Source organism: Kitasatospora sp. NBC_00240 (assembly GCF_026342405.1).
Taxonomy (GTDB): Bacteria; Actinomycetota; Actinomycetes; order Streptomycetales; family Streptomycetaceae; genus Kitasatospora.
In genome coordinates this window covers 6,690,002-6,713,512 of record NZ_JAPEMU010000001.1, presented here as the reverse complement: position 1 = coordinate 6,713,512, position 23,511 = coordinate 6,690,002, and the positions used below count along the sequence as shown (strand labels likewise).

21 protein-coding genes and 1 pseudogene are annotated in these 23,511 nt (G+C 73.8%); 9 read left to right on the top strand and 13 right to left on the bottom strand.

Annotation, left to right across the window (positions count from 1 at the left end):
- Nucleotides 1–41 precede the first annotated feature (41 nt).
- The 3 genes from OG689_RS28760 to OG689_RS28750 are packed head-to-tail and all read left to right on the top strand — an operon-like array spanning nt 42 to nt 3,741.
- Nucleotides 42–1,145 (top strand): CbiQ family ECF transporter T component, encoded by a 1,104-nt coding sequence (locus OG689_RS28760; RefSeq protein ID WP_266323760.1) that lies wholly within the window; start codon nt 42–44, stop codon nt 1,143–1,145.
- Nucleotides 1,142–2,788: an ABC transporter ATP-binding protein gene (locus OG689_RS28755; protein WP_266323759.1), complete on the top strand. Its 1,647-nt coding sequence runs from the start codon at nt 1,142–1,144 to the stop codon at nt 2,786–2,788. The genes OG689_RS28760 and OG689_RS28755 overlap by 4 nt, the downstream gene beginning before the upstream one ends.
- Nucleotides 2,785–3,741: an ECF transporter S component gene (locus OG689_RS28750; RefSeq protein WP_266323758.1), complete on the top strand. Its 957-nt coding sequence runs from the start codon at nt 2,785–2,787 to the stop codon at nt 3,739–3,741. The genes OG689_RS28755 and OG689_RS28750 overlap by 4 nt, the downstream gene beginning before the upstream one ends.
- 12 nt (nt 3,742–3,753) lie before the next feature.
- Here OG689_RS28750 and OG689_RS28745 read toward each other — a convergent pair whose 3' ends face one another.
- The 3 genes from OG689_RS28745 to OG689_RS28735 all read right to left on the bottom strand — a co-directional run bounded on the left by OG689_RS28745 (nt 3,754) and on the right by OG689_RS28735 (nt 6,998).
- Nucleotides 3,754–4,095, bottom strand: a complete 342-nt coding sequence (locus OG689_RS28745) for a hypothetical protein (RefSeq protein WP_266327493.1) — start codon at nt 4,093–4,095, stop codon at nt 3,754–3,756.
- Between the two features lie 259 nt (nt 4,096–4,354).
- Nucleotides 4,355–4,690, bottom strand: coding sequence for an antibiotic biosynthesis monooxygenase (locus tag OG689_RS28740; RefSeq protein ID WP_073927494.1), 336 nt, complete (start codon nt 4,688–4,690; stop codon nt 4,355–4,357).
- A 229-nt stretch (nt 4,691–4,919) separates the two neighbouring features.
- Nucleotides 4,920–6,998: an MFS transporter gene (locus OG689_RS28735; RefSeq protein WP_266323757.1), complete on the bottom strand. Its 2,079-nt coding sequence runs from the start codon at nt 6,996–6,998 to the stop codon at nt 4,920–4,922.
- Nucleotides 6,999–7,307: 309 nt separating this feature from the next.
- On the opposite strand from OG689_RS28735, the gene OG689_RS28730 reads away from it, so the two are divergent.
- A complete protein-coding gene (locus OG689_RS28730) occupies nt 7,308–8,345 on the top strand; it encodes a hypothetical protein (protein ID WP_266323756.1) in 1,038 nt (345 codons plus the stop codon).
- Nucleotides 8,346–8,503: 158 nt separating this feature from the next.
- On the opposite strand, the gene OG689_RS28725 is transcribed toward OG689_RS28730, so the two are convergent.
- The 4 genes from OG689_RS28725 to OG689_RS28710 all read right to left on the bottom strand — a co-directional run bounded on the left by OG689_RS28725 (nt 8,504) and on the right by OG689_RS28710 (nt 13,192).
- Nucleotides 8,504–9,088 carry a TMEM165/GDT1 family protein gene (locus OG689_RS28725; protein WP_266323755.1) on the bottom strand — a complete coding sequence of 195 codons (585 nt, stop codon included), beginning with the start codon at nt 9,086–9,088 and terminating at the stop codon, nt 8,504–8,506.
- 210 nt (nt 9,089–9,298) lie between these two features.
- Nucleotides 9,299–10,087, bottom strand: coding sequence for an ABC transporter permease (locus OG689_RS28720; RefSeq protein ID WP_266323754.1), 789 nt, complete (start codon nt 10,085–10,087; stop codon nt 9,299–9,301).
- A gap of 6 nt (nt 10,088–10,093) precedes the next feature.
- Nucleotides 10,094–11,707, bottom strand: coding sequence for a phospholipid carrier-dependent glycosyltransferase (locus OG689_RS28715; RefSeq protein WP_266323753.1), 1,614 nt, complete (start codon nt 11,705–11,707; stop codon nt 10,094–10,096).
- Nucleotides 11,708–11,902: 195 nt separating this feature from the next.
- On the bottom strand, nt 11,903–13,192 hold the full coding sequence (locus OG689_RS28710; protein ID WP_266323752.1) for an MFS transporter: 1,290 nt from the start codon (nt 13,190–13,192) through the stop codon (nt 11,903–11,905).
- A 173-nt stretch (nt 13,193–13,365) separates the two neighbouring features.
- Here OG689_RS28710 and OG689_RS28705 point away from each other — a divergent pair, with 173 nt between their 5' ends.
- Nucleotides 13,366–13,926 carry a MarR family transcriptional regulator gene (locus tag OG689_RS28705; protein ID WP_266323751.1) on the top strand — a complete coding sequence of 187 codons (561 nt, stop codon included), beginning with the start codon at nt 13,366–13,368 and terminating at the stop codon, nt 13,924–13,926.
- 787 nt (nt 13,927–14,713) lie between these two features.
- Here OG689_RS28705 and OG689_RS28700 read toward each other — a convergent pair.
- From OG689_RS28700 to OG689_RS28685, 4 genes and pseudogenes are all read right to left on the bottom strand, one after another.
- Nucleotides 14,714–16,525 carry a glycosyl hydrolase family 18 protein gene (locus OG689_RS28700; RefSeq protein WP_266323750.1) on the bottom strand — a complete coding sequence of 604 codons (1,812 nt, stop codon included), beginning with the start codon at nt 16,523–16,525 and terminating at the stop codon, nt 14,714–14,716.
- Between the two features lie 314 nt (nt 16,526–16,839).
- A pseudogene (locus OG689_RS28695) lies at nt 16,840–17,404 on the bottom strand (Uma2 family endonuclease); the annotation flags it as partial.
- Between the two features lie 130 nt (nt 17,405–17,534).
- On the bottom strand, nt 17,535–18,167 hold the full coding sequence (locus tag OG689_RS28690) for a hypothetical protein (RefSeq protein ID WP_266323749.1): 633 nt from the start codon (nt 18,165–18,167) through the stop codon (nt 17,535–17,537).
- 139 nt (nt 18,168–18,306) lie between these two features.
- A complete protein-coding gene (locus OG689_RS28685) occupies nt 18,307–18,867 on the bottom strand; it encodes a DoxX family protein (RefSeq protein WP_266323748.1) in 561 nt (186 codons plus the stop codon).
- Nucleotides 18,868–19,008: 141 nt separating this feature from the next.
- On the opposite strand from OG689_RS28685, the gene OG689_RS28680 reads away from it, so the two are divergent.
- Both OG689_RS28680 and OG689_RS28675 read left to right on the top strand, forming a co-directional pair.
- Nucleotides 19,009–19,317, top strand: a complete 309-nt coding sequence (locus tag OG689_RS28680; protein ID WP_266323747.1) for a barstar family protein — start codon at nt 19,009–19,011, stop codon at nt 19,315–19,317.
- A gap of 42 nt (nt 19,318–19,359) precedes the next feature.
- A complete protein-coding gene (locus tag OG689_RS28675; protein WP_266323746.1) occupies nt 19,360–19,992 on the top strand; it encodes a MarC family protein in 633 nt (210 codons plus the stop codon).
- A gap of 116 nt (nt 19,993–20,108) precedes the next feature.
- On the opposite strand, the gene OG689_RS28670 is transcribed toward OG689_RS28675, so the two are convergent.
- Both OG689_RS28670 and OG689_RS28665 read right to left on the bottom strand, forming a co-directional pair.
- Nucleotides 20,109–20,642, bottom strand: a complete 534-nt coding sequence (locus OG689_RS28670) for an NAD(P)H-dependent oxidoreductase (RefSeq protein ID WP_266323745.1) — start codon at nt 20,640–20,642, stop codon at nt 20,109–20,111.
- A gap of 24 nt (nt 20,643–20,666) precedes the next feature.
- Nucleotides 20,667–21,101 carry an Lrp/AsnC family transcriptional regulator gene (locus OG689_RS28665; protein WP_266323744.1) on the bottom strand — a complete coding sequence of 145 codons (435 nt, stop codon included), beginning with the start codon at nt 21,099–21,101 and terminating at the stop codon, nt 20,667–20,669.
- Between the two features lie 248 nt (nt 21,102–21,349).
- Here OG689_RS28665 and OG689_RS28660 point away from each other — a divergent pair, with 248 nt between their 5' ends.
- Nucleotides 21,350–22,180, top strand: coding sequence for a tryptophan 2,3-dioxygenase family protein (locus tag OG689_RS28660; RefSeq protein WP_266323743.1), 831 nt, complete (start codon nt 21,350–21,352; stop codon nt 22,178–22,180).
- Nucleotides 22,177–23,454, top strand: a complete 1,278-nt coding sequence (gene kynU, locus OG689_RS28655) for a kynureninase (protein WP_266323742.1) — start codon at nt 22,177–22,179, stop codon at nt 23,452–23,454. The genes OG689_RS28660 and kynU overlap by 4 nt, the downstream gene beginning before the upstream one ends.
- The last annotated feature ends 57 nt before the right edge of the window (nt 23,455–23,511 follow it).

Here is a 23,511-nt window from a genome sequence, read left to right as displayed (position 1 = left end):
TCCGCACCACCCGCCCCGCGCCCGCCGACCAGGAACCCGCCGTGACCACACCCCGCCGCACCCGCCCGGCCGCCGGACCACGCCACCTGCACCCCGGGGCGTGGTGGCTGTGGGCCCTGGGGCTGGCCGCGGCCGCCTCCCGCACCACCAACCCGCTGCTGCTCCTGCTGATCGTCGCCGTCGCCGGGTACGTGGTCGCGGCCCGGCGCAGCGACGCCCCCTGGTCGCGCTCGTACGGCACCTTCCTGCGGCTGGGGCTGCTGGTGCTGGGCATCCGGCTGCTGTTCGCCGTACTGCTGGGCTCACCCGTACCCGGCACCCATGTCCTGTTCACCCTGCCCCAACTGCCGCTGCCCGCCTGGGCCCAAGGCGTCCGGGTGGGCGGGAGGGTCACCGTCGAGGGCCTGCTGTTCGCGCTGTACGACGGGCTGAAGCTGGCCACCCTGCTGATCTGCGTCGGCGCCGCCAACGCCCTGGCCAACCCGGCCCGGCTGCTGCGCGCCCTGCCCGGCGCGCTCTACGAGGCCGGCGTCGCCGTGGTGGTGGCGATGACCTTCGCGCCGAACCTGGTCGCGGACGTGCAGCGGCTGCGGGCCGCCCGGCGGCTGCGCGGCCGCTCCGACCGGGGCCTGAAGGCCCTGCTCAGCGTCGGACTCCCGGTGCTGGAAGGCGCGTTGGAGCGTTCCGTCGCGCTGGCCGCGGCGATGGACACCCGGGGGTTCGGCCGCACCGCCGACGTCCCGCGCCGGATCGCCCGCACCACCGCCGCCCTGACCCTGGCCGGCCTGCTCGGGATCTGCGCCGCCGCGTACGGGCTGCTCGGCTCGGCCGGCACCGCCTGGGCACTGCCGGTGCTGGCGATCGGCCTGGCCGCCGCCGGCGCCGGACTGCTGCTCGGCAGCCGGCGCGCCGCCAGGACCCGCTACCGGCCCGACCCGTGGGCCTGGCGCGAGTGGGCGGTGGCCGGCTCGGGGGTGCTGGTCGCCGTCCTGGTGATCAGGCTGGCGGCGCTGTACCCGGCCGCCTTCACGCCCTCGTTCGTCCCGCTGACCGCGCCGACCCTGCCGCTGGCCGCCGCGCTGGCGGTGCTGGTCGGCCTGGTGCCCGCCGTCGCCGCCCCGATCCCGCCCCGGAGTGCCTCGTGATCACCTTCGAGCAGGTCTCGGTCAGCTACCCGGGCGGCGCCGCGCCCGCTTTGCACGGCCTGGACCTGACCGTTCCCGAAGGCGAACTCTGCCTGCTGGTCGGCCCGTCGGGCTCCGGCAAGTCGACCCTGCTGGGCACCGTCAGCGGCCTCGTCCCGCACTTCACCGGCGGCGTCCTGCACGGCCGGGTCACCGTCGGCGGCCGGGACACCCGCACCCACCGCCCGCGCGAACTCGCCGACCTGGTCGGCACCGTGGGCCAGGACCCGCTCGCGCACTTCGTCACCGACACGGTCGAGGACGAACTCGCCTACGGCATGGAGTCGCTGGGCCTGGCGCCGGAGGTGATGCGCCGCCGGGTCGAGGAGACCCTGGATCTGCTCGGGCTCGCCGAACTGCGCGGCCGCGCGCTCACCTCGCTCTCCGGCGGGCAGCAGCAGCGGGTGGCGATCGGCTCGGTGCTGACCGTCCACCCCAAGGTCCTGGTGCTGGACGAGCCGACCTCCGCCCTCGACCCCGGCGCCGCCGAGGAGGTGCTGGCCGTCCTGCAGCGGCTGGTCCACGACCTCGGCACCACCGTCCTGATGGCCGAGCACCGCCTGGAGCGGGTCGTCCAGTACGCCGACCAGGTGCTGCTGCTCCCCGGCGCCGGGCAGGCCCCCGTCCTGGGCGAGCCGGCCGAGGTGATGGCGCACTCCCCCGTCCGCCCGCCGGTGGTGGCCCTCGGCCGGCTGGCCGGCTGGTCCCCGCTGCCGCTGTCGGTCCGGGACGCCCGGCGCCGGGCCGCCCCGCTGCGGGCCCGGCTGGACGGCCTGCGGCCGCCCGAGGTCTCCGCCGACACCCGGCCGGCCGGCGCCCACCCGGCCGGCGAGCCGGTCGCCACCGTGCGGCGCCTGGTCGTCCGGCGCGGACCGGTGCCCGCCCTGCGCGGCGTCGACCTGACCCTGCACGCCGGCGGGATCACCGCCCTGATGGGCCGCAACGGCGCCGGCAAGTCCACCCTGCTGGGCAGCCTGGTCGGCCTGCACACCCCCACCTCCGGCACCGTACGGGTCGGCGGGCTGACCCCGCACCAGGCCCGCCCGAAGGACCTGGTCCGCCGGGCCGGCCTCGTCCCGCAGGACCCGCGGGACCTGCTGTACGGCGAGAGCGTCCGCGCCGAGTGCGCCGCCGCCGACCAGGACGCCGGTGCCGAACCGGGCAGCTGCCGGACGCTGGTCGAACGGCTGCTGCCCGGCATCGCCGACGAGACCCACCCCCGGGACCTCTCCGAGGGCCAGCGGCTCAGCCTCGCCCTGGCCGTGGTGCTGACCTCCCGGCCGCCCCTGCTGCTGCTGGACGAGCCCACCCGCGGCCTGGACTACGCGGCCAAGGCCCGGCTGGTGGAGATCCTGCGGGCGCTGGCCGCCGACTCGCACGCCGTGCTGCTCGCCACCCACGACGTCGAACTCGCCGCCGCGCTCGCCCACCGCACGGTGATCCTGGCCGACGGCGAGATCGTCGCGGACGGCCCGACCCCGGAGATCGTGCTCTCCTCCCCCGCCTTCGCCCCCCAGGTCGCCAAGATCCTCAGCCCGTCGCCCTGGCTGACCGTCCAGCAGGTCGAGCAGGCCCTGGCCGGCGCCGAAGGCGGCCCGGCATGAGCGGCGGGACGACGCCCGGCGGCGGTACCGCCGGCCACCGGAGCACCGACCCGGACACGGACGCGCTCCCTACCGCCGCCACCGACCACGCCAGGCTGGCCCGGCCCGTCCCGCTCGGCCGCCGCTCCGTCGGCACCCTGCTGCTGATCTCCGCGATCGGCGCGGTCGCCTTCGGCTGGCCGCTGCTCGCCGCCACCGACTCCGCCCTGGTCGGGCACTCCGCCGATGCCCCCTGGCTGTTCGCCCTGCTGCTGCCGCTGCTGCTCGCCGTGGTGGTGGCCCAGATCTCCGAGGGCCGCTCCGCCGACGGCGAGCCGGGCATGGACGCCAAGTCGGTCGCCCTGCTGGGCATGCTGGCGGCCGCCGGCGCGGCCCTGCGGCCGCTCGGCGCCGGGACGGCCGGCCTGGAGCCGATGTTCTTCCTGATGGTGCTCTCCGGCCGGGTGCTCGGGCCGGGTTTCGGCTTCGTCCTCGGCTCGGTCTCGATGTTCGCCTCCGCGCTGCTGACCGGCGGCGTCGGCCCGTGGCTGCCGTTCCAGATGCTCTCGATGGGCTGGGTCTGCCTCGGCGCGGGCCTGCTGCCCGGCCCCGCCACCCTGCGCGGCCGCCGCGAACTCGCCCTGCTGGCGGCCTACGGCGCGTGCTCCGCCGTCGCGTACGGGACGGTCATGAACCTCCAGGGCTGGCCGTACATCGGCGGGCTCTCCAGTTCGGTCTCGTTCGTCGCCGGTGCGCCACTGGGCGAGAACCTCCCCCGCTTCGTGGCCTACTGCCTCACCACCTCGCTCGGCTGGGACCTCCCCCGCGCCGCCCTCACCGTGGTGCTCTGCCTGACCCTCGGCGGGCCCGTGCTGCGCACCCTGCGCCGGGCCTCCCGGCGCGCCGCCTTCGGTGCCCCGGTCGTCTTCACCGGGGCACCGAAGAACGGGGACGACGGCCCGACGGCGGGCTGAACCCGCCCGGGCTCAGCGCGCCGCGGTGAACACCAGCGAGGCGTTGTGGCCGCCGAAGCCGAAGGAGTTGACCAGCGCCGCCCCGGCCGTGCCCCGGCGGGGTGCGCCGGCGACCACGTCCGGTTCCAGCCGCGGGTCCGGTTCCGTCAGGTTCGCGGTGGCGGGGAGGATCCCGTCGCGCAGGGCCAGGACGGCCGCGACCGCCCCGAGCGCGCCCGCCGCGCCGAAGAGATGACCGGTCATCGACTTGGTGGCGGTGACGGCCGGGTGGGCGCCGATCGCCTCCTTGATCGACCCGGCCTCGGTGAGGTCCCCCAGCTGCGTGGACGTGGCGTGCGCGTGGACCTGCCCGATCCCGGCCGGGCCGAGGCCGGCGGCACGACCGGCGGCAGCGCCAGGAGGCCCGCCAGGGCCAGCCGGACGCCCGGACCTGCCCGTCCTGGTGCGCGGCGGTGATGTGGTGCGCGTCGGACGTCACCCCGGCCCCGGCCAGCACGGCGTGCACCCGGGCCGCCCGGACGGCGGCGAACCCGGCCCGCTCCAGCACCACCAGGGCGGACCCCTCGCCGACCCCGGCCCCCGAGGGCCGGCGAGGTGCCTGCCCGGCCGGTTCTCAGGCCTTCGGACCGGCCGACTGGACGACCTCGAAGGACCACAGCGTGGAGCCGGAGGCCGCCGGACGCTGGGCGGCCCCGCCCTCGGCGGCCGGCGGGCCCTGACGGTGGGCCGCCTGCATCGGGCCCTCCATCCACGCCTTGAAGTGCTCCTCGGAGGCCCACCGGGTGTAGACCAGGTACTGGTCGGTCCCCTCCACCGGACGCAGCAGCTCGAACCACTCGAAGCCGTCCGAGCTCTCCACCGCCCCGGCCCGCGACGCGAACCGCTTCTCCAGCACCTCGCGCTGCTCCGCCGGAACCGTCAGGACGTTGATCTTCACGACACTGGCCATACGACACCTCGTACTCGGCGCGGTCGGCCGCGACGGCGGCCCGACCTCGTTGGCGCGCGTCCGCTCCCGTACGGACGGGAGCGGACGTCACGGGGCGACCGGGACGCCGCCCGAGGCCCAGCCTACGAAGCCGGCGGCGCCGGCGCGGGCAAGGGGCCGGGCCGGTGACGGCCCGTCGCGTTCCCCGACGGGCGCCGCCGGCCGGCCGGGTCACTCGGCAGGAGCGCCCTCAGAGCGTCCGCCCCTCGTTGTGCGGGACGCGTTCGGTCGGGGTCCGGTCGGGCCGGTCGCGGGTGTCGGCGCAGAGGCCGGAGCTGAGGCGGGTGAGGAGCCCGGCGAGGTCGGCGTACTGCTTCTCGTCCCAGTCGCCGAGCAGTTCGGCGAGCTGGCTGCGGCGGGCGGCGACCAGGCGCAGCGCGGCCTCGTCGCCGCTCTCGGTCAGCCGCAGCCCCCGGCCGCCGCCCGGCCGGGTGGCCAGCTTGCGGCTCTCGACCTGGCGGGCGGCCGCCTCCACGATCTCGATCGGGACGATCCGGCGTTCCGCCAGTTCGGCGGGCTCGACGGTGTCGTGGTGGTGCATCTGCAGGATCAGCCAGCTGGCCGCGGGCTGGAGGTCCAGGCCCGCGGTGGCGGTGATCCGGCGGAAGAGGTCCCGGCGGGCCTCGCGGGTACCGAGCGAGGAGAGCGCGCGGGCGATCTCGTCGAGCGAGCTGCGCTCCACCGGGTTGACGCCGATCGACTCGCCGAGGTCGGGGGTGGTCACCGTGGACCGCAGGGGCTGTTCGCGCAGCAGCAGCGAGAGCACGAAGGCGACCAGGACGACGGGGACGGCGAAGAGGAAGACCCGGGTGATCGATTCGGCGTACGCGTGGTGGATGTCGTTCTGGACGGCGGTCGGCAGCTCGGTGATCGCCTGCGGGTCGGAGCTGATCGAGGCTGCGCTGAAGCCGGGCGGCAGCGGCACCCCGGCCAGCGCTTCGGCCAGTCTGCGGTTGAGGCCGCTGGCGAAGACGGCGCCGAAGACGGAGACGCCGAAGGAGGCTCCGATGGAGCGGAAGAAGGTCGCGCCGGCGGTGGCGACGCCCAGGTCCTGGTAGCCGACGGCGTTCTGCACGGCGAGCACCAGGACCTGCATGACCAGGCCGATCCCGAGGCCGAAGACCAGGAAGCAGAGGCTCATCTCGGTGGTGGAGCTGTTCTCGGTGAGCAGCGAGAGCAGCAGCAGGCCGACGGCGGTGAGCGCGGTGCCGATGATCGGGAAGATCCGGTAGTGCCCGGTGCGGGAGACGATCTGGCCGGAGCCGATGGAGGTGAGCAGCATCCCGAGCACCATCGGCAGCATGTGGATGCCGGACATGGTGGGCGAGACCCCCTGGACGACCTGGAGGAAGGTCGGCAGGTAGGTGAGCGCGCCGAACATGGCGAAGCCGACCACGAAGGAGATGACGGCGACCAGGCTGAAGGTGCGGATGCGGAACAGCCGCAGTGGCAGGACGGGCTCCTCGGCCCGGCGTTCGACGACGATGAAGAGGCCGAGCAGGAGGACCCCGAGCACGCCCAGGCCGATGATCCGCCAGGAGCCCCACGGCCAGGTGGTGCCGCCGAGCGAGGTCATCAGGACCAGGCAGGTGGCGACGGCGGCGATCAGGAAGGTGCCGGGGTAGTCGATCCGGTGGCGGCGCTTCACCTCGGTGCTGTGCAGGACGGCGGCGATCACCACCAGGGCGACGGCGCCGATCGGGACGTTGATGTAGAAGACCCAGCGCCAGCTGAGGTTGTCGACGAAGACGCCGCCGAGCAGCGGCCCGAGCACGCTGGTGACGCCGAAGACGGCGCCGAACAGGCCCTGGTACTTGCCGCGGTCCCGGGGCGGGACGAGGTCGCCGACGATGGCCTGGGTGAGCACCATCAGGCCGCCGCCGCCCAGTCCCTGGAGGGCCCGGAAGCCGATCAGCTGGCCCATGTTCTGGGCGAGGCCGCAGAGGACCGAGCCGATCAGGAAGATCACGATGGACGACTGGAAGAAGCGCTTCCGGCCGTACATGTCGCCGAGTTTGCCCCAGAGCGGGGTGGCGGCGGTGGAGGCGAGCAGGTAGGCGGTGACGACCCAGGAGAGGTGTTCGAGGCCGCCGAGGTCGCTGACGATGGTGGGGAGCGCGGTGGAGACGATGGTCTGGTCGAGGGCGGCGATCAGCAGGGCCAGCAGCAGGGCGCCGATCGGGAGCCAGAGGTTCTTCGCGGCCGTCTCCGGGGGCGCGGGCGCCGGGGCGGCCGGGGTCCGGCCGGGCTCGGCTTCCGGGTCGGCCATGGCGCGACTCCTCGTGGCTGGGGGCCCGGCCGGCCGGGCACCGCTGATTGGTCGTTCCAACTGACCACATTGTCAGATTTGCCTGGGTATGCGGCATCTGATTGCGCCATCCGTACCGGGTCCGGCCACCGACCACCGGGCCGTCGCACTGATTGTTCATCGGGTCCAATCGGCATCAACCGTCACAAGAGTCTCGTTGACGGCCGATCGCCCCTGTCCCCCCTTCGGGAACGTCATGCATAATCGGGCGCGTTCGCCTCCTGAACCGATCGGGCGCGCTCACCATCCCAGACCGAGGAGGACCGGCCGATGCCGGACCAGCACTGCCCCGCGTGCGGCGCCGTACGGACCGCCGGCAGCTGCGGATGCTCCTCGGACCTCTCCGACACCGCGGTGCTGCCGCACATCGAGGGCCCGCCGCTGGTCCGCCCGTACGTGCCGCGAGCGGCCGGCCAGGTCGGCACGGAGGGCGGGACGGCCGCCGGGTACGACCCGTTCGGCTCCGTCGGCCCCTCCCCGGCGGGCGACTACGACGACTTCGGCGGCCGGTCCGGCGCCGGCTACCGGACGACCCTGATGCCCCCGGCGCCGGCCTCGCCCCCGCCGCACGGGCCGGCGTCCCCGCACCCCGGGCCGCCGCCGGGCGAGTTGGGCCTGTTCGCGTTCGACAACGCCCCCGCGGCCCCGCAGGACGCGCCCGCCGGCGGCCGGGCCGGCCGGCGGCGCGAGCAGCAGAGCCCGCTCGCCCGGCGCCGGGGCGCGATCCTGGCGGCGGGCGCCGGCGTGGTCGTCCTCGGGGTGGGTGCCGCGTTCCTGGCGGCGCCCTCGGGGAGCCCGGACACGAAGGCGCTGCCCTCCCCGACGGCCGTCCTCACGCCGACCCTGACCGCGCCCTCGGACCCGACCGGTACGGGGCTCCCGAGCCCCAGCGCCGCACCCGCCGAGTCCACCGCGGCGGCCCCCTCCCCCAGCCGTACCGCGAGGCCCACCAGCAAGGCGCCCACCGCCGCCCCGACCACCGCGGCGGTCTCCGCGCCGCCGGCGCCCGCCGCGCCGGCCCCGACCACGCCCGCCGCCCCGACCGGCCCGTCCCCGAGCCCGTCGGCGACCGTCCGGATCCTGGAGCGGGACATGAAGGGCGACGACGTCAAGGTGATGCAGCAGCTGCTGGTCACCGAGAGCTGCGGGACGGTCGACAAGTCGCTGATATCCGGCACCTTCGACTGGTGGACGGAGTTCGTGCTGAAGTCGTTCCAGGACAGCGTCAAACCCTCCCTCAAGAGCGAGCAGGGCAAGTACGGCCCACGGACCCGGGCCGCCCTGGAGACCGCGCCGCCCGACTGCTGATCCGGCCGGGCCTCCCCCGGCCTGCGGGTCTCCCCCTGCGGGTCTCCCCCTGCGGGTCTCCCCCTGCGGACGTCCCGACCGGCGACCGTCCCGGCCGGGGTGTCCGGCCGGCCGGGACGGCCCCGGCACCCCGGCCGGGGCCGCCGACAGCTCCCCGGTCAGCCGGCGACGGCCTTGAACAGGCTGAACCCGCCCATCAGCAGCATCACACCGGCCGCCACCCGGACGATCACCTTCATCGGTACGTACTGCAGCAGCTTCTGCCCGCCCGCGATGGCGATCCCGGCGACGGCGCAGAGCGCCAGCCAGGCACCGAGGCCCACCGCCAGCGGGTCGTCGTACTTGGCGGCCAGGTTGGCGGTCATGATCTGGGTGAGGTCACCGAACTCGGCCACCGCGACCACCGCGAAACTCGCCCCCGCGACCTTCCAGAAGCTGTTCGAGGACGGTTCCTTGGCGGCGTGGCCCTCCTCGTCCCCGCCGTGGTGGAGGAGCAGCATCGCGGCGCCGGCCAGGAACAGCAGGCCGGTGACCCCCTCCACCCAGCGCTGCGGCAGCAGGGCGAGCAGTTGGCCGGCGACCAGCGCCAGGCCGACCATGACGGCCATCGCGGCCGCGACGCCGGCGAAGACGTAGCTCGCGCGGTAGCGGGTGCCGAGCACAAGGCTGGCCAGGGCGGTCTTGTCGGGCAGTTCGGCGAGGAAGACGATGCCGAAGGTGATGGCGAGAACGGTCGAACTCACGAGGTCAGGATCCCCTGGATCGGGCTGCCCGGCCTCAGCAGCTCCGTCAGGGGACGCCTCGGCCCGACAGCACTGGTTGGTAGGCACAGCACTGCGGCCGAAGGTCTCGCCGGCACCCGGACCTGCCAGGTGCCCCGGGCGCCGGGCCCCGTGAGGAGCCAGTATGTCGACGGTCCGGTGGAGGGCTACTCCCCTTCAACAGCGGCAAGTCTACCCGACGGCTCCCGGGCCCCCCGTGGCCACCAGTCCCCGGCCGACCAGCTCCAGCACCGCCACGATCGCCACCGCCTCCACCAGCAGCAGGGCGACCAGCACGAACAGCTGCACCGCGCCGGCCTGGACGGGCGAGGCGCCGCCGAGCAGCATCCCGACGAACGCGCCGGGCAGGGTGACCAGCCCGACCGTCCGGGTCTGGTCCAGCGCCGGGACGAGCGAGGTCGCGGCGGCGGTCCGGCAGATCTCCAGCCGGGCGTCGCGCTCCTCCAGCCCCAGCGCGAGCGCCGCCTCCACCTCGCCGTGCCGCTGGCGCAGCTCGTCCAGGGCGCGGCGGCCGGCCAGCGAGGTGGCGGTCAGCGCGCCGCCGATCAGGATGCCCGCCACCGGGATGATCGACAGGCCCCGGGCCGGGAGCAGCCCGGCGGCCAGCAGCAGCGCCAGCAGGGGCACCACCGCGCCGCCGACCGGCACGGCGGCCCAGACCCAGCCGGGCCCGTCGGTGATCCGCCGGCCGGCCGTCCGGACGGCGACGGCCAGCATCAGCAGCACGAACAGGGCGGACGTCCAGAGCGAGCCGACCACCCAGGTGATGACGAGCGCGACGACCGCGAGCTGCACCACCGCCCGCCCGCCGGCCCGCAGCACGGCGTGCCCGTACCCGAGCAGGCCCCGGCCGGCCACCGCGACGGCGGCGGCGAGCAGCAGGGCGATCGCCACCCCGAGCGCCGGGGTGACGGGCAGCAGCTGGCCGGTGGCGGCGAGGGCCCGGCTGGCCGGGGGCACCGCCGGTCAGATCCAGCTGGTGAACCACATCCGGTCCTGCCAGTCCGTCATCGGGAACACCTCCGCCGTGTACAGGGGGTAGAAGAACGCGAAGCAGGCCATCACGGCGAGCACGATCAGAGCGGCCCCGGCGGCGCCGAGCCGGCGGCGTTCGGGCGAGCAGCCGGCCGGGCCGAGCATCGCGCCGAGCATCTGGGCGACCGCCAGGCACAGGAACGGCACCAGCACCACCATGTAGAACGAGAAGACGGTCCGCTCCTGGTACTGGAACCACGGCAGGTAGATGCCGGCGACGGCGCAGAGCACCGCGCCCGAGCGCCAGTCCCGGCGGAAGAACCAGCGCCAGAGCAGGTGGACCAGCGCGAAGCAGGCCGCCCACCACAGCACGGGGGTGCCGAGGCCGAGGATCTGGCTGGCGCAGCCGCCGGGCGCCGTGCAGCCCTTCTGGCCCTGCGGCAGCTGCTCCCAGTACATCGACACCGGACGGCCCTGGACCAGCCAGCTCCACGGGTTGGACTGGTAGGTGTGCGGGGTGCTCAGGCCGGTGTTGAAGTCCCACATCTGCGAGTGGTAGTGCCACCAGCCGCGCAGCGCGGCCGGCACCCAGGTCATGTCCACCTGCGGCAGCGGCACCCCGAACAGCTTCTCGGTGGAGAGCCCGGCCCGGCCGTCCGCCCAGTGCCGGTTGTAGCCGCCGTCGGTGGCGAACCAGCCGCTCCAGGAGGCCAGGTACACCGCGGCGGCGGAGCCGACGGTGGCGAGCAGGGCCGGGCCGGCGTCGCGGCGCAGCATCGAGCGGTACGGGTGGCGGGCGCCGGCCCAGCGGCGGCGGGAGGCGTCCCACAGCACGGTCAGCAGCCCGAAGGCGGCCAGGATCGTCAGGCCGTTCCACTTGGTGGCGCAGGCGGCGCCGAGCAGCACCCCGGCGGCGATCCGCCAGGGCCGCAGGCCGAGCCTGGCGCGGTCGCCGTCCGGCCGGGTGCCGTCCGGAGCGGGGGCGAGGCGGGCCCGGGCGTGGTCGCGGTCGACCAGCAGACAGCCGAAGGCGCCGAGGACGAAGGCCATCTGGACACCGTCCAGCAGGCTGACCCGGCTCATCACGAACTGCAGGCCGTCGACGGACATGAGCAGGGCCGCGGTGCAGCCGATCAGGGTGGAGCCGAACAGCCGGCGCCCGATCCGGGCCAGCATCAGCACGGTGAGGGTGCCGAGCAGGGCGGTCATGAAACGCCAGCCGAACGGGTGCAGGCCGAATGCCTGCTCGCCGAGCCCGATCACCCACTTGCCGAGCGGCGGGTGGGCGATGAACTCGGGCGCGGGGGTCAGCGGGATGCGCTGCGGGACGCCCAGGATGTCGGCGTTGGCGCTGTCCGGCCAGACGCCCTCGTAGCCCTGCCGGAGCAGGGACCAGGCGTCCTTCGGGTAGTACGTCTCGTCGAAGACGAAGGCGTTGGGGTAGCCCAGCCGCCAGAACCGGAGCAGTCCGGCGAACAGCGCCACGGCGATCGGTCCCAGCCAGCCGGACCGGGCGACGGCCCAGGGCACCGGCCCCCGCCGGGCCGGTGCCGGGTCCGCGGGGGCCGCCGCTGCCGGGGTGTGCGTGACTACCGCTTGTGTCATTGCCTCGCCGATTCGCTCACTCGCCTGCTCGGCCCAGGGCACTCCCCGCCCCGTGCCAACAGCGACTGACACTATGTGGCTCCCGGCGCGAAACCAAGCGTGTCGGGCCTTCGGCGGGCTGTCGTCCGCGAACCCCGTGAACGTCCGGCGGCGCCCCGGGACGAGGCCCGGGGCGCCGCCGGCCCGCCCCGGCGATCAGGCCGCGGTCTGCAGCTCCCGTACGTCGGCGAACTGCGGTGCCGGCCGGCGGGCGTTGTCCTGGGCCGGAGTCAGGTGGCCCCGCAGCCGCAGGGCCATGACGACGATCAGCAGGGTGCAGAGCGCCATCGCGGCCAGGTACAGCGGCCAGGTGCCGGAGCCGACCAGCAGGACGCCGACGGCCGGGCCGACCGCGACGGCGATCTGCTTCACCAGGGCGTAGCCGGCGTTGTAGGTGCCGAGCAGCCGGGCGGGCGCCAGGTCGGCGACGATCGGGCCCAGGGTCGGTGCGAGCAGCGACTCGCCGACGCCGAACAGCGCGTAGATCGAGACGATCGAGACCGTCGCGGCCAGGGCCTCGGCCCGGACCAGTCCGGCCACCAGGGCCATCGTCCAGGCGCCGAGCCAGACCAGGCCGGCGGCGGCCATCGCGGTGGTCCGCCGGCGGCGGGCGGTGATCCGTACGACGAACATCTGCAGCACCACGATGGTCAGCGCGTTGGCGCCGATCGCGAGGCCCAGGGTGGACGGCGCGACGCCGACGGTGTCGGTGGCGAAGGCCGCGACGCCGGACTCGAACTGGCCGTAGCAGGTGAAGAAGATCAGCGCGGCGAGCACGCAGAGCCGCAGCATCGCCTTGTCGGCGACCAGCGCGCGCAGCCCGCTCGGGCCGGACCGCTCCCCCACCGGTACGGGCTCGGCGGCCGGGATCCGGGCGCTGCCCGCGACCAGCCCCATGGCCAGCAGGGCGGCCGCCTCGATGGTGAAGAGGGTGGTCAGGCTGCCCGGGTCGGCGACGTCGACGATCTGCCCGCCGATCAGCGCGCCGATGCCCATGCCCAGGTTGACCAGGGTGAACTGGAGCGCGAAGGCGTGCGAGCGGGTGGCCCTGGTGGAGCTGCGCACGATCATCGTGGCGAGCGCGGGCTGGCAGGTGGTGAAGCCGGCCCCGAACAGGAAGGAGAAGAGGATCAGCTCGGGGGTGCCGGTGGCCCGTCCGAAGGCGAAGGCGCCGACGGCCGCGACGGTGGCTCCGACCAGCAGCACCGGGCGCGGGCCGTAGCGGTCGATGCCCCGCCCGGTCAGCGGCAGCACGGCGAGCGCGGCCAGCGCGAAGACGGTGAACACCATCCCGGCGGCGAGCGATCCGAGGCCGCGCACCTGGTCCACGTAGACGAACATGTACGGCATCGTGAACCCGCTGCCGAACGCGCTGAGCGCGTTGCCGATCTGGACGCGGCGCAGCGGGCCGCCCGCCCCCTGACGCCGCTGCCTCTGCTGCTTCACCGTGCCGGTCACCGTGCACACCCTTTCCCTGGAGCCCGCCCCGGACCATCGCCGACCGGACTTTCGCTGGATACGCTTAACTGCGCAAGATTTCAGAGCTAAACTCTAAGGATCGGAAGTCTCTCGTGTCAAAGGCTTAAACGGTGCACCCCTCACGTGCGACACTGGTCCCCATGAGCGCACGCAAGCCCGAGCCGCCCGCCACCGGCGAGCTGGGGATCTCCGAGCAGGTGGCCGTCTACCAGCGGGAGTTCCCGCTCGTGGACCCTCAGGTCGAGACCATCGTGCAGACCCTCTCCCGGGTCACCCGACGGATGAACGTGGCCTACACCCGCCAGCTGACTGTGCTCGGAATCACCTCCGCCGACTGGGAGGTGCTCAAGGCCCTGGTGATCGCCGGCAGCCCGTACCGGCTCGGCCCCGGCGACCTCGCCAAGCGGCTCGGCCTCACCCCGGCCGCGATGACCCACCGGATCGACCGGATGGTCGCCGAGGACCTGGTCACCCGCGAGCGGGACGAGAACAACCGGGTCCGCGTGATCATCGAGCTGACCGAGAACGGCCGCGACAAGTGGCTGGAGTCGATGCGGATGGCCGCCGTCTTCGAGGAGGAACTCCTCCAGGACGTGGTCGGCGAGGAGCGCGCGGTGCTCTCCGGCATGCTCGGACGGATGCTGCGCCGGATCGAGGAGAGCCAGCCGGACGCCCTGGGCCGCACGGACGACCTGGACTGACCCGGCACGCACGACAACGAGAACGGCCCGCCCCCGACCGGGCGGGCCGTTCCCCTGCGTCGGGCGGCCGGATCAGGAACGCCGGGCCCGGTCCGCCGCGATCGCCGTCAGCTGCTCGACCGTCAGCGCCGGCGTACCGGGCAGGAACTCGTACCCGTTCCCGCCGTTCCACTCGCCGACCCGGATCCGCCGCCCGTCCGGCCGGAAGACCTCGACCGACCAGTTCGTGGCCGGGCCGTCGCCGCCCTTGGACCCTCACCTGGACATCGGCGACACTGCCGTCGGGCAGCCGGGTCCCGTTCGGCCAGGTCAGCAGTACCTGCTTGCCCCGGGCGTCGCATGGACGGCCCGCCACTCCTCGGGCAGGTCCGCGCTGCGCCCGTTCATCTTGTCGATCACGACGACCGAGCCGTCGGGCCGCACCGTCCGGTCGCAGGACTCGGTCGGTGTGTCGAAGGAGTCCAGGCAGCGGGCCGCCCGCCGGTCGGCAGGAACGCCGTCCTGAGCCGGTGCCGCCCCCGCGCCGCGACGAAGTCGGGGAACTCCAGTGGCTCCCGCGGCGCCGTGCCCTTGCCCGTTGTCCGGTCCATGCCCCTACAACGCGACGGACGGCCTGTCATGTGGCAGGCCGTCGCGGGCAATCGCCGCCGGCCGGGGCCGGACAGCCCTCCGGCCCGCCGGGAGAAGTCCCAGCGGGCCGGATTCGCGGACGTCCGGGGTGGCCCGTCCGAAGGGGATTCATCGTGGTGCGGGCTCCGTCAAGTGCCCTTCACTCAGCTACGGGGTGTCAGCAGGCGCCGTTGTCGGTCCAGACGCCCCACTGGCCGCTGAGGCTCGGGTCCTCGTTCGTGGTCCACCACTTGTTGGTGTAGTAGTGGCCCTTCCAGGAGACCTTGGTCGGGGTCGCGTAGACGGCCGAGGCGCTCCAGCTCGGGGCGGTGCAGGCACCCGAGGTGGCGGTGGCGGTCGGGGAGACCGTCGCCGTCGGGGAGGAGGTCGCGGTGGCGGTCGGCGACGCGGTGGTCGACGGGGTCACGGTCGGGGTGGCCGTGGCGGTCGGCGAGGCCGAGGTGGTCGGGCCGGCCGGGCAGTTGGCGGCGGAGCCGTCGGTGGCCGACGCCATCTTGTCGAACAGCGCGGTCTGGGTGCCCATGTCGTACAGCGAGAAGGCGAAGGAACCGCCGAGGCCGTTGCAGTGTGCGTAGTCGACCTTCGCCTGGACGGACTGGGCGTTCTCGCCGGACCAGAAGGTGGTGCCGTCGTAGAAGTACGCGGCCTTGGCCGTGTCGTCCCAGTAGGTCTTCGACGGGTTGTCGACGAAGCCCGCGAGCTCCTTGTACATCTGGATACCGGGGACGCTGCCGGACATCGCCGCGCCGGCCGCCGGGCCGGTGGCGGTCTGGAACAGGCCGTTCTTGCCGTTGTTCGGCACGCCGGTCCAGCCGCGGTAGTAGAACGGCACGCCCATGTTGATCTTCTTGGCGGGGAAGCCGCCGGGGATGCCGTACTGCGCGTCACCGACCGTGAAGGCCTTGATGGCGTTGTCGATCGAGTACTTGCCGGTGCCCGGGGTGACCGGGGTCATCGGGTCGTTCGGACCGGAATAGATCGGGGCCTGGTGGTTCGTCGGGCCCTTCGCCTCCCAACCGCCGTGCATGTCGTACGTCATGACGTCGAGGAAGGTGAGGTACTGACCGATCTTGTCGGTCTCCAGGTTCTTGATCTTGTCCTGGCCGGCGCCGACCGCCGCCGCGGTGGCGTAGGTCTTGCCGTCGGCCGCACCCTGCGCGTCGAGCTGGGTGCGCAGCTCCTTCAGCAGCAGGGTGAAGTTCTGCTTGTCGTTCGGGCTCTCGTGGTTGCCGAGGTGGCCGCCGCCGCCCGGGTACTCCCAGTCGATGTCGATGCCGTCGAAGATGCCGGCTGCCGAGCCCGCGCCGCCGTAGCCGGCGTCGACGGGCAGGTTGCCCTTGATGAACATGTCGATGCAGGACGAGACCAGCTTCTTGCGCGAGGCGTCCGTGGCAGCCGCGTCGGAGAAGTACTTGGAGTACGTCCACCCACCGAGCGAGATAAGGATCTTGAGCTTGGGGTTCTTCGCCTTCAGCTTCTTCAGCTGGTTGAAGTTGCCCGCGATCGGCTGGCCCCAGGCGTCGCCGACGCCGTCGACCGAGATGTCCGGACCGAAGGACTTCTGGTAGTCCGCGAACGCGTCCGCCGCACCGTCACCCGCGCTGGGGTTGTTCTCGTCCTGCGAGGCCGCCTTGGTGGCCTGGAAACAGGAGAGCGTGGTGGGGTTGATGTTGGCGAAGTCGTAGATCAGGTAGTCCAGCTTGCCGGCCACGCCGGTGTCCTGGATCGTCTTCGGGTAGTACGCGTTGCCGTAGATCGACCACTGGTCGAAGTAGGCGACCTTGATGCCGCCGGAGGTCGCCGGGGCGCCGGTGGAGTTGGTGGCGGCCGCGCTGGCGGTGCCGCCGGAGGTGAGCGCGAGGCCCGCGCCGAGCAGCAGGGAGGCGGCGGTGCCGGCCGCGACTGCGACCAGGCTCTTCGGCCGCCGCCTGCGAACCGGCTCCTGGGCCGGGGGAACAGAGCGAAGCATGGGTGCGTGACTCCAGGGTTGTGGGGGCTCCGCCACAGCCCTGGCACGGTTCGCACGGGGTGGGGCCGCGCGACCAGGGACATGACAGAAGGGAATCGAGCTGGGGCATGCCTTGACGGACGCCGGGGTGCGCCGAACCGGCGCCGAAGGTCTGGACCTCCGACGCCGGCTCAGGGGCTCCCTGCACCTGGGGATTAAAATGGACTAGACCAACTCACCCGTCAAGAGCCCCGGTTGACCCTTGAGCCGCCCTTAAGGTTGCCCTTCCCGGCGGATCCCCTCTGACCTGCGGGTAAACCTCGGGAGTCTGACAAACGATCGATCTCCGTCAGGTCGATGTCGACCGGGAACGGCACTCCCACCTGCAACCGGTCGTGGTGGATCCCGTTGACGGCGTACGTGTTCGTGGCCGGGTCAAGTTCGTGGACGTAGACCACCGGCCGCCGCCCCTCGGCCTTCTCCACCCGCCAGAAGTACGGGATGCCGGCCTGCGCGTACTTGCGCGGCTTGGTGTCGCGGTCCCCGCTCGACGAAGTCCGGCGACACCACCTCGACGGCGAGCACCACGGCGGACGCGGGGAATGCCGTCTCCTCCGCCTCCTCGGTGACCACGTCGGACCGCACGACCGAGAGGCCCGGGTCCGGCCTGTCCCGGCGGCCCAGCACCAGGCTCATCTCCCGGACCACCCGCAGCTCGGGCGGCGCCGTCGCTCTGAGGCCCTGCAGCAGCAGATCGACGGCCAGTGCGTGGAAGTACTGCTGCGGGCTCCTGAGGACGAGGCTCCCGTCGATCAACTCCGTGTGCGGCGGGAGGCCGGGCATCCAGTCGAGGTCGTCGGCGGTGAACCCGCCCTCCGGCGGGACGGGCCGGTCAGGCACGGCAGTTCATCGTTGCTCCCACACACGGGATCCTCGCCGACACAGCCGGCCTGCCCACGCCGATCGGTGCGGCATCCACCTCTTCGGGCGTTCCGGGATCCGGATGTTGGCGGCCGGGCCGGCGGCGGGCTCAGTACCGCACCGCGCGGACGACCACGGCCTTGACGTCGCCCGAGAGTTCCCGGTTGCTGACGGCGGTGGCCTGCGCGGTCTGGTTGGCGGCCACCTCGGGGACGCTGACGACCGTGGCGTCGAGCACGTTCCCGGACTGGTCGGTGAAGTTGACCTGGACGCTGTAGCGGTAGGACTGCGACTGCCCGTTCTTCACCGTGAGCTGCACCTGGGCCCGCCCCTGGGAGTCGGTGGTGACGTCGCCGGCGGTCACGTCGCCCTGGGCCTCCAGGCCGCCCTTCACCCCGGCGAGCGCCGAGGAGGCGGCGGCTTGGGCCGAAGCCGCCGCCGAGGCCGCCTCCGAGGCGAACTCGGAGGCCCCCGACGCCAGCGCGGACTGCGCAGCCGAGGCGCCCGAGGCCAGCGCGGACTGGGCGGCCGAGGCGACCGCGGAGAGCGCCGACTGCGCCGCCGAGGCCACCGCCGACGCCGCCCCGCTCGGCGTGCTGTCCGAGGAGCAGCCGGCGAGGGCGGCCGTGCCGAGCGCCATCGCGGCCAAGGCGGCCGCCGCGCCGGCCAGCGCGGCGCGGGGGCGGCGGACGGTGGGCGCGAAGGTGTCCTGACGGGTCGGGCGGGGCTGCTGACGCTCCATGATGTCCTCTTCTCTCCCGGGTCCTCCGGGCCTGGTCCCCCGTGGCCCGGGGCTCCCGGGCCGGTCGTTCGCGGTGTCCGCGGGTGTCCGCGGGTGTCCGCGGCGGTTCGCGGGCCGCCCCCGCCGGCCGCGGCCGGGCTCAGGAGAGCCCGGCGCCCTCCTCGCCCGCGTCCATCACGGCCCGCTCCTCGCGCAGCCGCATCACGTGCCGGCGGCGGGACACCACCGAGCAGGCCCCGAGGGCGCTGGCCACGAAGGCGAGCACCCCGATCCAGGGCCGGTCCACCCGGTGCCCGAGCGCGTGGTCCAGCGAGTACCGACCCGCCCCCGACAGCCCCAGCGACAGGCCGGCGGCGCCGAGCAGGGCGGGGTACTCGTAGCCACCGGCCGTGCTGAAGAACCCGGCCGGGGCATGCACCGAGATCGCGCCGGCCATGGTGCCGGCCACGATCGCCCCTGCCGCCGGGGTGGCCAGCCCGACCACCAGCAGGGCCCCGCCGCCCGCCTCCCCCAGGCCCGCGGCGACGGCGCTCTGCCGCCCGGGATGGAAGCCCATGTGCTCCATGGCCTGCGTGGTGCCCTCCAGCCCGCCGCCGCCGAACCAGCCGAACAGCTTCTGCGTGCCGTGGGCGATGAGCACCCCGCCCACCGCACCGCGCAGGGCGAGCAGGCCGAGATCCTTGCGATTGAGACAGGTCATGTCGGGCCTCTGTTCATGCGACTGATGATCCTGCTGCCCATCCCAGCCCAAAGGGCGGCCCGGCTCGACCCGGCGCCGCCATCCGGGCGAAGATCGTGGTGCACCCGGGCCTGCCGGGAGCAGCCGAGGACGGGGACCGAGATGGCGCAGCCACAGCCGGAGCACCACCTGGACGGCTCCGGGATCACCGACCGGGCGGCCTGCTACGCCGCCATCGGCGAGGCCGTCAACGGCCCCGGCGGCTACTACGGCAGCAACCTGGACGCCCTCGCCGACTGCCTGCGCGGCGGCTTCGGCGCGGAGCCCCCGTTCACCCTGGTCTGGCACGACGCGGCCGTCGCCCGGCGGCGGCTGACCGGCCCGGCGGTGATCGGCGGGCGCGAACTGAGCTACTTCGAGGCGGTGCTCGACACCCTGCGCGCGGGCGGCGTCACCGTGCTGCTGCGCTGAGCCTCTGCTGCGCGCGGGCCCGGCTGCGGTAAGGCTTGGGCCATGTACGTCTTCGATCTCAGCAGTGCGTTCATCGCGTTCTTCGCGGTGGTCGGTCCGCCCAAGGTCCTGCTGTCCTTCGCCCAGCTGGGCGCCGGCCGCAGCACCGGCGACCTGCGCCGGCTCGCCCTGTGGAGCGCGCTGGTCGCCGCCGTGGTCGGCGGGGTGATGGCGTACACCGCGGACTTCGTCACCACGCTGTTCCACGTCAGCGACCAGTCGCTGCAGCTGGCCGGCGGGACGATCTTCTTCATCTACGCGGTGGCGCTGGTCCTCGGCATCCACCTGGGCGGCGGCGACTCGGACGACGCGCACCTGGCGAACCCGATGGTGGACGGCATCCGCGCGTTGCTGCTGCCCTACATCGCCAGCCCGCTGGCCATGACGGGCGTGCTGATCGGGTCGCTGAGCAAGGACACCTGGGGCTGGCACACCACGGTGGCCGTGGCGTACCTCGCGGTGGTGGCGATCAACTGCGTCTGCGTGCTGCTGCTGGCCCCGCTGCTGCAGCGCAGCCGGCGGACCTCGCTGGAACTGCTCTCCCGGCTGCTCGGGCTGCTGCTCGCCGCGGTCGGCGTGGAGCTGTTCCTGAACGGGCTGGCCGAGCTGGGTGTGCACATCGCGGTCGGACACTGAGCGGTCGGACACCGACAGGGCGGCCGTGCCCGGGCCCGGTCCGCCGGGGCCCGGGCACCCGGACGGCCACCGTCGGGTGGCCCGCCGCTCCGGCGGCCGCCCGGCCCGGGGCAGGGTCAGCCGGCCGACAGCAGCGCCAGCACCCGGGCGATCTCGGCGCGGGCCGCCGGGTCGGTGATCACGCCGTCCGGGCCGACCACCGAGCGGTCCACCGGGACGGCGGCGCAGGCCTCCTCCAGCACGGCCGCGCCGGTGTAGTTCAGCACCAGGCGCAGGGTGGCCTCGGCGCCGAGGCCGCGCCCGGGGTTGGCCGCGTTGATCCAGGCCGTCGGCTTGTCGGAGATCTCGACACCGCCGACCGTCCAGTCCAGCAGGTTCTTGAAGGAGCCCGGCAGGGTGCCCGCGTACTCGGGGGTGCAGACCAGCAGGGCGTCGGCGGCCGCGACGGCCGCGCGCAGCTCGGCGACCGGGGCGGGCAGCGGGTCGGTGTCGTCGTCCGGGTTGAAGTGCGGCAGGCCGCCCAGCCCCTCGTACAGCGTGGTGGTGACCCCCTCGGGGGCCAGCTCGGCTGCGGTGCGCAGCACGATCTCGTTGGAGGAGCCGGAGCGCAGGCTCCCCGACAGCAGCAGGACATGACGGTTCGTCGGCATGCCGGCCAACCTACCCGGCGGCCCTCAGGGGGCGACCACGGGCCGCCAGGGGACGGGGCTGGAGAGGACCATCGAGCTGGCGGGCTGCCCGTACCCCGCCAGCCGGTCGATCAGCGCCTCGAACTGCGCCATCGCGGGCACCGCGACCAGCAGGGCGCAGCAGGCGCCGCCGGTCACCCGGTGCAGTTGCAGCACCTCGGGCCAGTCGGCCACCTCGGGGTCGCGCAGCAGGCAGCGCGGGCCGTAGCACTGGATCTGGACCAGCGCGGTGATCGGCAGGCCGGCCTTCGCGAGGTCGACGTGGGCGTGGTAGCCGCTGATCACGCCGTCGGCCTCCAGCCGGCGGACGCGTTCGGCGACGGCCGGCGGGGAGAGGCTGACCCGGCGGGACAGCTCGTTGTAGGAGAGCCGGGCGTCGGCCTGCAGCTCGGCGAGCAGACGGCGGTCGACGGTGTCCATGATGGCTCCCTGCTGGTCGTGGCGGCCTGGGACGGCCACCGGTGTGACGGACGGTACGGGAGAGGTGGTTTGCGTTCCTGAAGCCGAATGGTCGAAAGACCATGCGTTCACAACGTCGAACCGCCGATCCGGTGCCCGAGGCCCATTCAAGACCGGGCAAGGCCAGCCGCACAATAGGTCCGCCCGACCGGGACGGACCGGACGCGCGGAAGACCCGGCGCAGGGCGGGCTGTCAGGAAGGACCGGAAATGGTGCACGACGCGGTGAGCACACCCAACCTGTCGTTCGGCAGGAAGGAGGAGCCCGGCAGCGGGACGCCGTACTCCCGCTACGTCCGGCTGGAGGAGTTGCACAACCTGCAGCACCCGCGCAGCAAGGTGCCGGCCGAGCTCTCCTTCATCATCACCACCCAGGTGATGGAACTGCTCTTCGACCTGCTCCGGCACGAGTGGACGCTGGCCCAGCAGGCCCTGCGCGAGGACGAGGTGCCGGCCGCCCTGGCGGCGCTGCGGCGCGGCACCCACGTGCAGGACGTGCTGGTGAACTCCTGGGACCTGCTCGCCACCATGACCCCGCAGGAGTTCGGCTCCTTCCGCGAGGTCCTCGGCGAGGCCTCGGGCTTCCAGTCCTCGGCCTTCCTGCGGCTGGAGTTCCTGCTGGGCAACAAGAGCGAGCACCTGCTGCGGATGTACGAGGAGGTGCCCGGCACGCACCAGGAGCTGGCCGGCGCGCTGCGGGCGCCGAGCCTGTACGACGACGTGCTGGCGCTGCTGGCGCGACGCGGCCTGGCCGTGCCGTACGAGCCCTCGTCCCAGCGGTACCAGCCGCTGCCGCAGGTGCAGGAGGCCTGGCACCGGGTGTACACCGAGCCGGCGCACACCGACCTGGCCGGCCTGGGCGAGGCGCTGCTCGACACGGCGGAGCGGGTCACCCGCTGGCGCCAGAAGCACTACTCGGCGGTCAAGCGCTCGATGGGCGACAAGCCCGGCACCGGCGGATCCAGCGGCCTGACCTGGCTGAAGCGCTCCGCCGAACAGGACGTCTTCCCCGAACTCTGGACCGTGAGGAACGAACTGTGAGCATCGGACCCGACGGCACCCGGCCCTTCGACGGCCGGCCCGGCACCACCCGGGCGCAGTGCGAGGCCCTGGACGCGGCGGACCCGCTGGCGGGGTTCCGCGCCGAGTTCACCCTGCCCGAGAAGGGCGTCTACCTGGACGGCAACTCGCTGGGCGCGCTGCCGGTGCGGACCCCGGAGCGGGTCCGCGAGGTCGTCGAGGAGGAGTGGGGCCGCGAGCTCATCCGCAGCTGGAACGACGCCGGGTGGTTCGAGCAGCCCTACCGCCTGGGCGGCCGGATCGCGCCACTGGTCGGGGCGGCGGCCGGCGAGGTGGTGGTCTGCGACACCACCTCGGTGAACCTCTTCAAGGTGCTCGCGGCGGCCCTGCGGCTGCGGCCGGGCCGGCGTACGGTGCTCGGTGACGGCGCGGCCTTCCCCACCGACCTCTACATCGCCGAGGGCGTGACCGGCCTGGTCGAGGGTGCCCGCAGCGTCCTGCTGCCGTCGGCCGGCGCCGACGAGCTGGAGCGGCACCTCGACGACGACGTGGCAGCTGTCGTCCTCTCCCATGTCGACTACCGCACGGGCGAGTTGCTGGACATGGCGACCATCACCGCGCAGGTCCGGGCGGCGGGCGCCCTGATGATCTGGGACGTCTGCCACTCGGTAGGCGCCCTGCCCGTCGAACTGGGCTCCTGCGAGGCCGACTTCGCGGTGGGCTGCACCTACAAGTACCTGAACGGCGGCCCGGGCTCCCCCGCCTTCCTGTACGTCGCCGAGCGCCACCAGGGCGCCGCCGAGCAGCCGTTGAGCGGCTGGTTCGGGCACGCCCGCCCGTTCGCCTTCGAGCCGGCGTACGCGCCGACCGGCGGCATCGGACGGTTCCTCACCAGCTCGCCCTCCCTGCTGGGACAGGCGGCACTGGGCGCGAGTCTGGACGTCTGGGAGCGGGCCGACCTGCGGGCGGTCCGGGCGAAGAGCCTGGCGCTGACCGACCTGTTCATCTCGCTGGTCGAGCCGCTCGACGGCGTCGAGGTGGTGACGCCGCGTGAGCACCATCGCCGGGGCAGCCAGGTCGCGCTGCGGCACCGGGACGGGTACCCGGTGGTGCAGGCACTGATCGAGCGCGGGGTGATCGGCGACTTCCGCGCCCCCGACCTGATGCGCTTCGGGTTCACCCCGCTGTACGTCTCGTACGCGCAGGTCTGGGATGCGGCGCAGCAGTTGGCCGAGGTGCTGGAGTCCGGCGAGTGGCGCGACGAGCGCTTCGGCCGGCGCGGGGCGGTGACCTGAGGCGAGGGGCCGGGGTCGGTACCCCGGGGCCGCGCCGGCCCCTTATATGACGGATCA

Coding starts and splice junctions, on each gene's coding strand:
- OG689_RS28750 (WP_266323758.1), top strand. CDS start 2,785: ATGAGCGGCGGGACGACGCCCGGCGGCGGTACCGCCGGCCACCGGAGC.
- OG689_RS28740 (WP_073927494.1), bottom strand. CDS start 4,690: ATGGCCAGTGTCGTGAAGATCAACGTCCTGACGGTTCCGGCGGAGCAG.
- OG689_RS28735 (WP_266323757.1), bottom strand. CDS start 6,998: ATGGCCGACCCGGAAGCCGAGCCCGGCCGGACCCCGGCCGCCCCGGCG.
- OG689_RS28730 (WP_266323756.1), top strand. CDS start 7,308: ATGCCGGACCAGCACTGCCCCGCGTGCGGCGCCGTACGGACCGCCGGC.
- OG689_RS28715 (WP_266323753.1), bottom strand. CDS start 11,707: ATGACACAAGCGGTAGTCACGCACACCCCGGCAGCGGCGGCCCCCGCG.
- OG689_RS28705 (WP_266323751.1), top strand. CDS start 13,366: ATGAGCGCACGCAAGCCCGAGCCGCCCGCCACCGGCGAGCTGGGGATC.
- OG689_RS28700 (WP_266323750.1), bottom strand. CDS start 16,525: ATGCTTCGCTCTGTTCCCCCGGCCCAGGAGCCGGTTCGCAGGCGGCGG.
- OG689_RS28690 (WP_266323749.1), bottom strand. CDS start 18,167: ATGGAGCGTCAGCAGCCCCGCCCGACCCGTCAGGACACCTTCGCGCCC.
- OG689_RS28685 (WP_266323748.1), bottom strand. CDS start 18,867: ATGACCTGTCTCAATCGCAAGGATCTCGGCCTGCTCGCCCTGCGCGGT.
- OG689_RS28680 (WP_266323747.1), top strand. CDS start 19,009: ATGGCGCAGCCACAGCCGGAGCACCACCTGGACGGCTCCGGGATCACC.
- OG689_RS28675 (WP_266323746.1), top strand. CDS start 19,360: ATGTACGTCTTCGATCTCAGCAGTGCGTTCATCGCGTTCTTCGCGGTG.
- OG689_RS28670 (WP_266323745.1), bottom strand. CDS start 20,642: ATGCCGACGAACCGTCATGTCCTGCTGCTGTCGGGGAGCCTGCGCTCC.
- OG689_RS28665 (WP_266323744.1), bottom strand. CDS start 21,101: ATGGACACCGTCGACCGCCGTCTGCTCGCCGAGCTGCAGGCCGACGCC.
- OG689_RS28660 (WP_266323743.1), top strand. CDS start 21,350: ATGGTGCACGACGCGGTGAGCACACCCAACCTGTCGTTCGGCAGGAAG.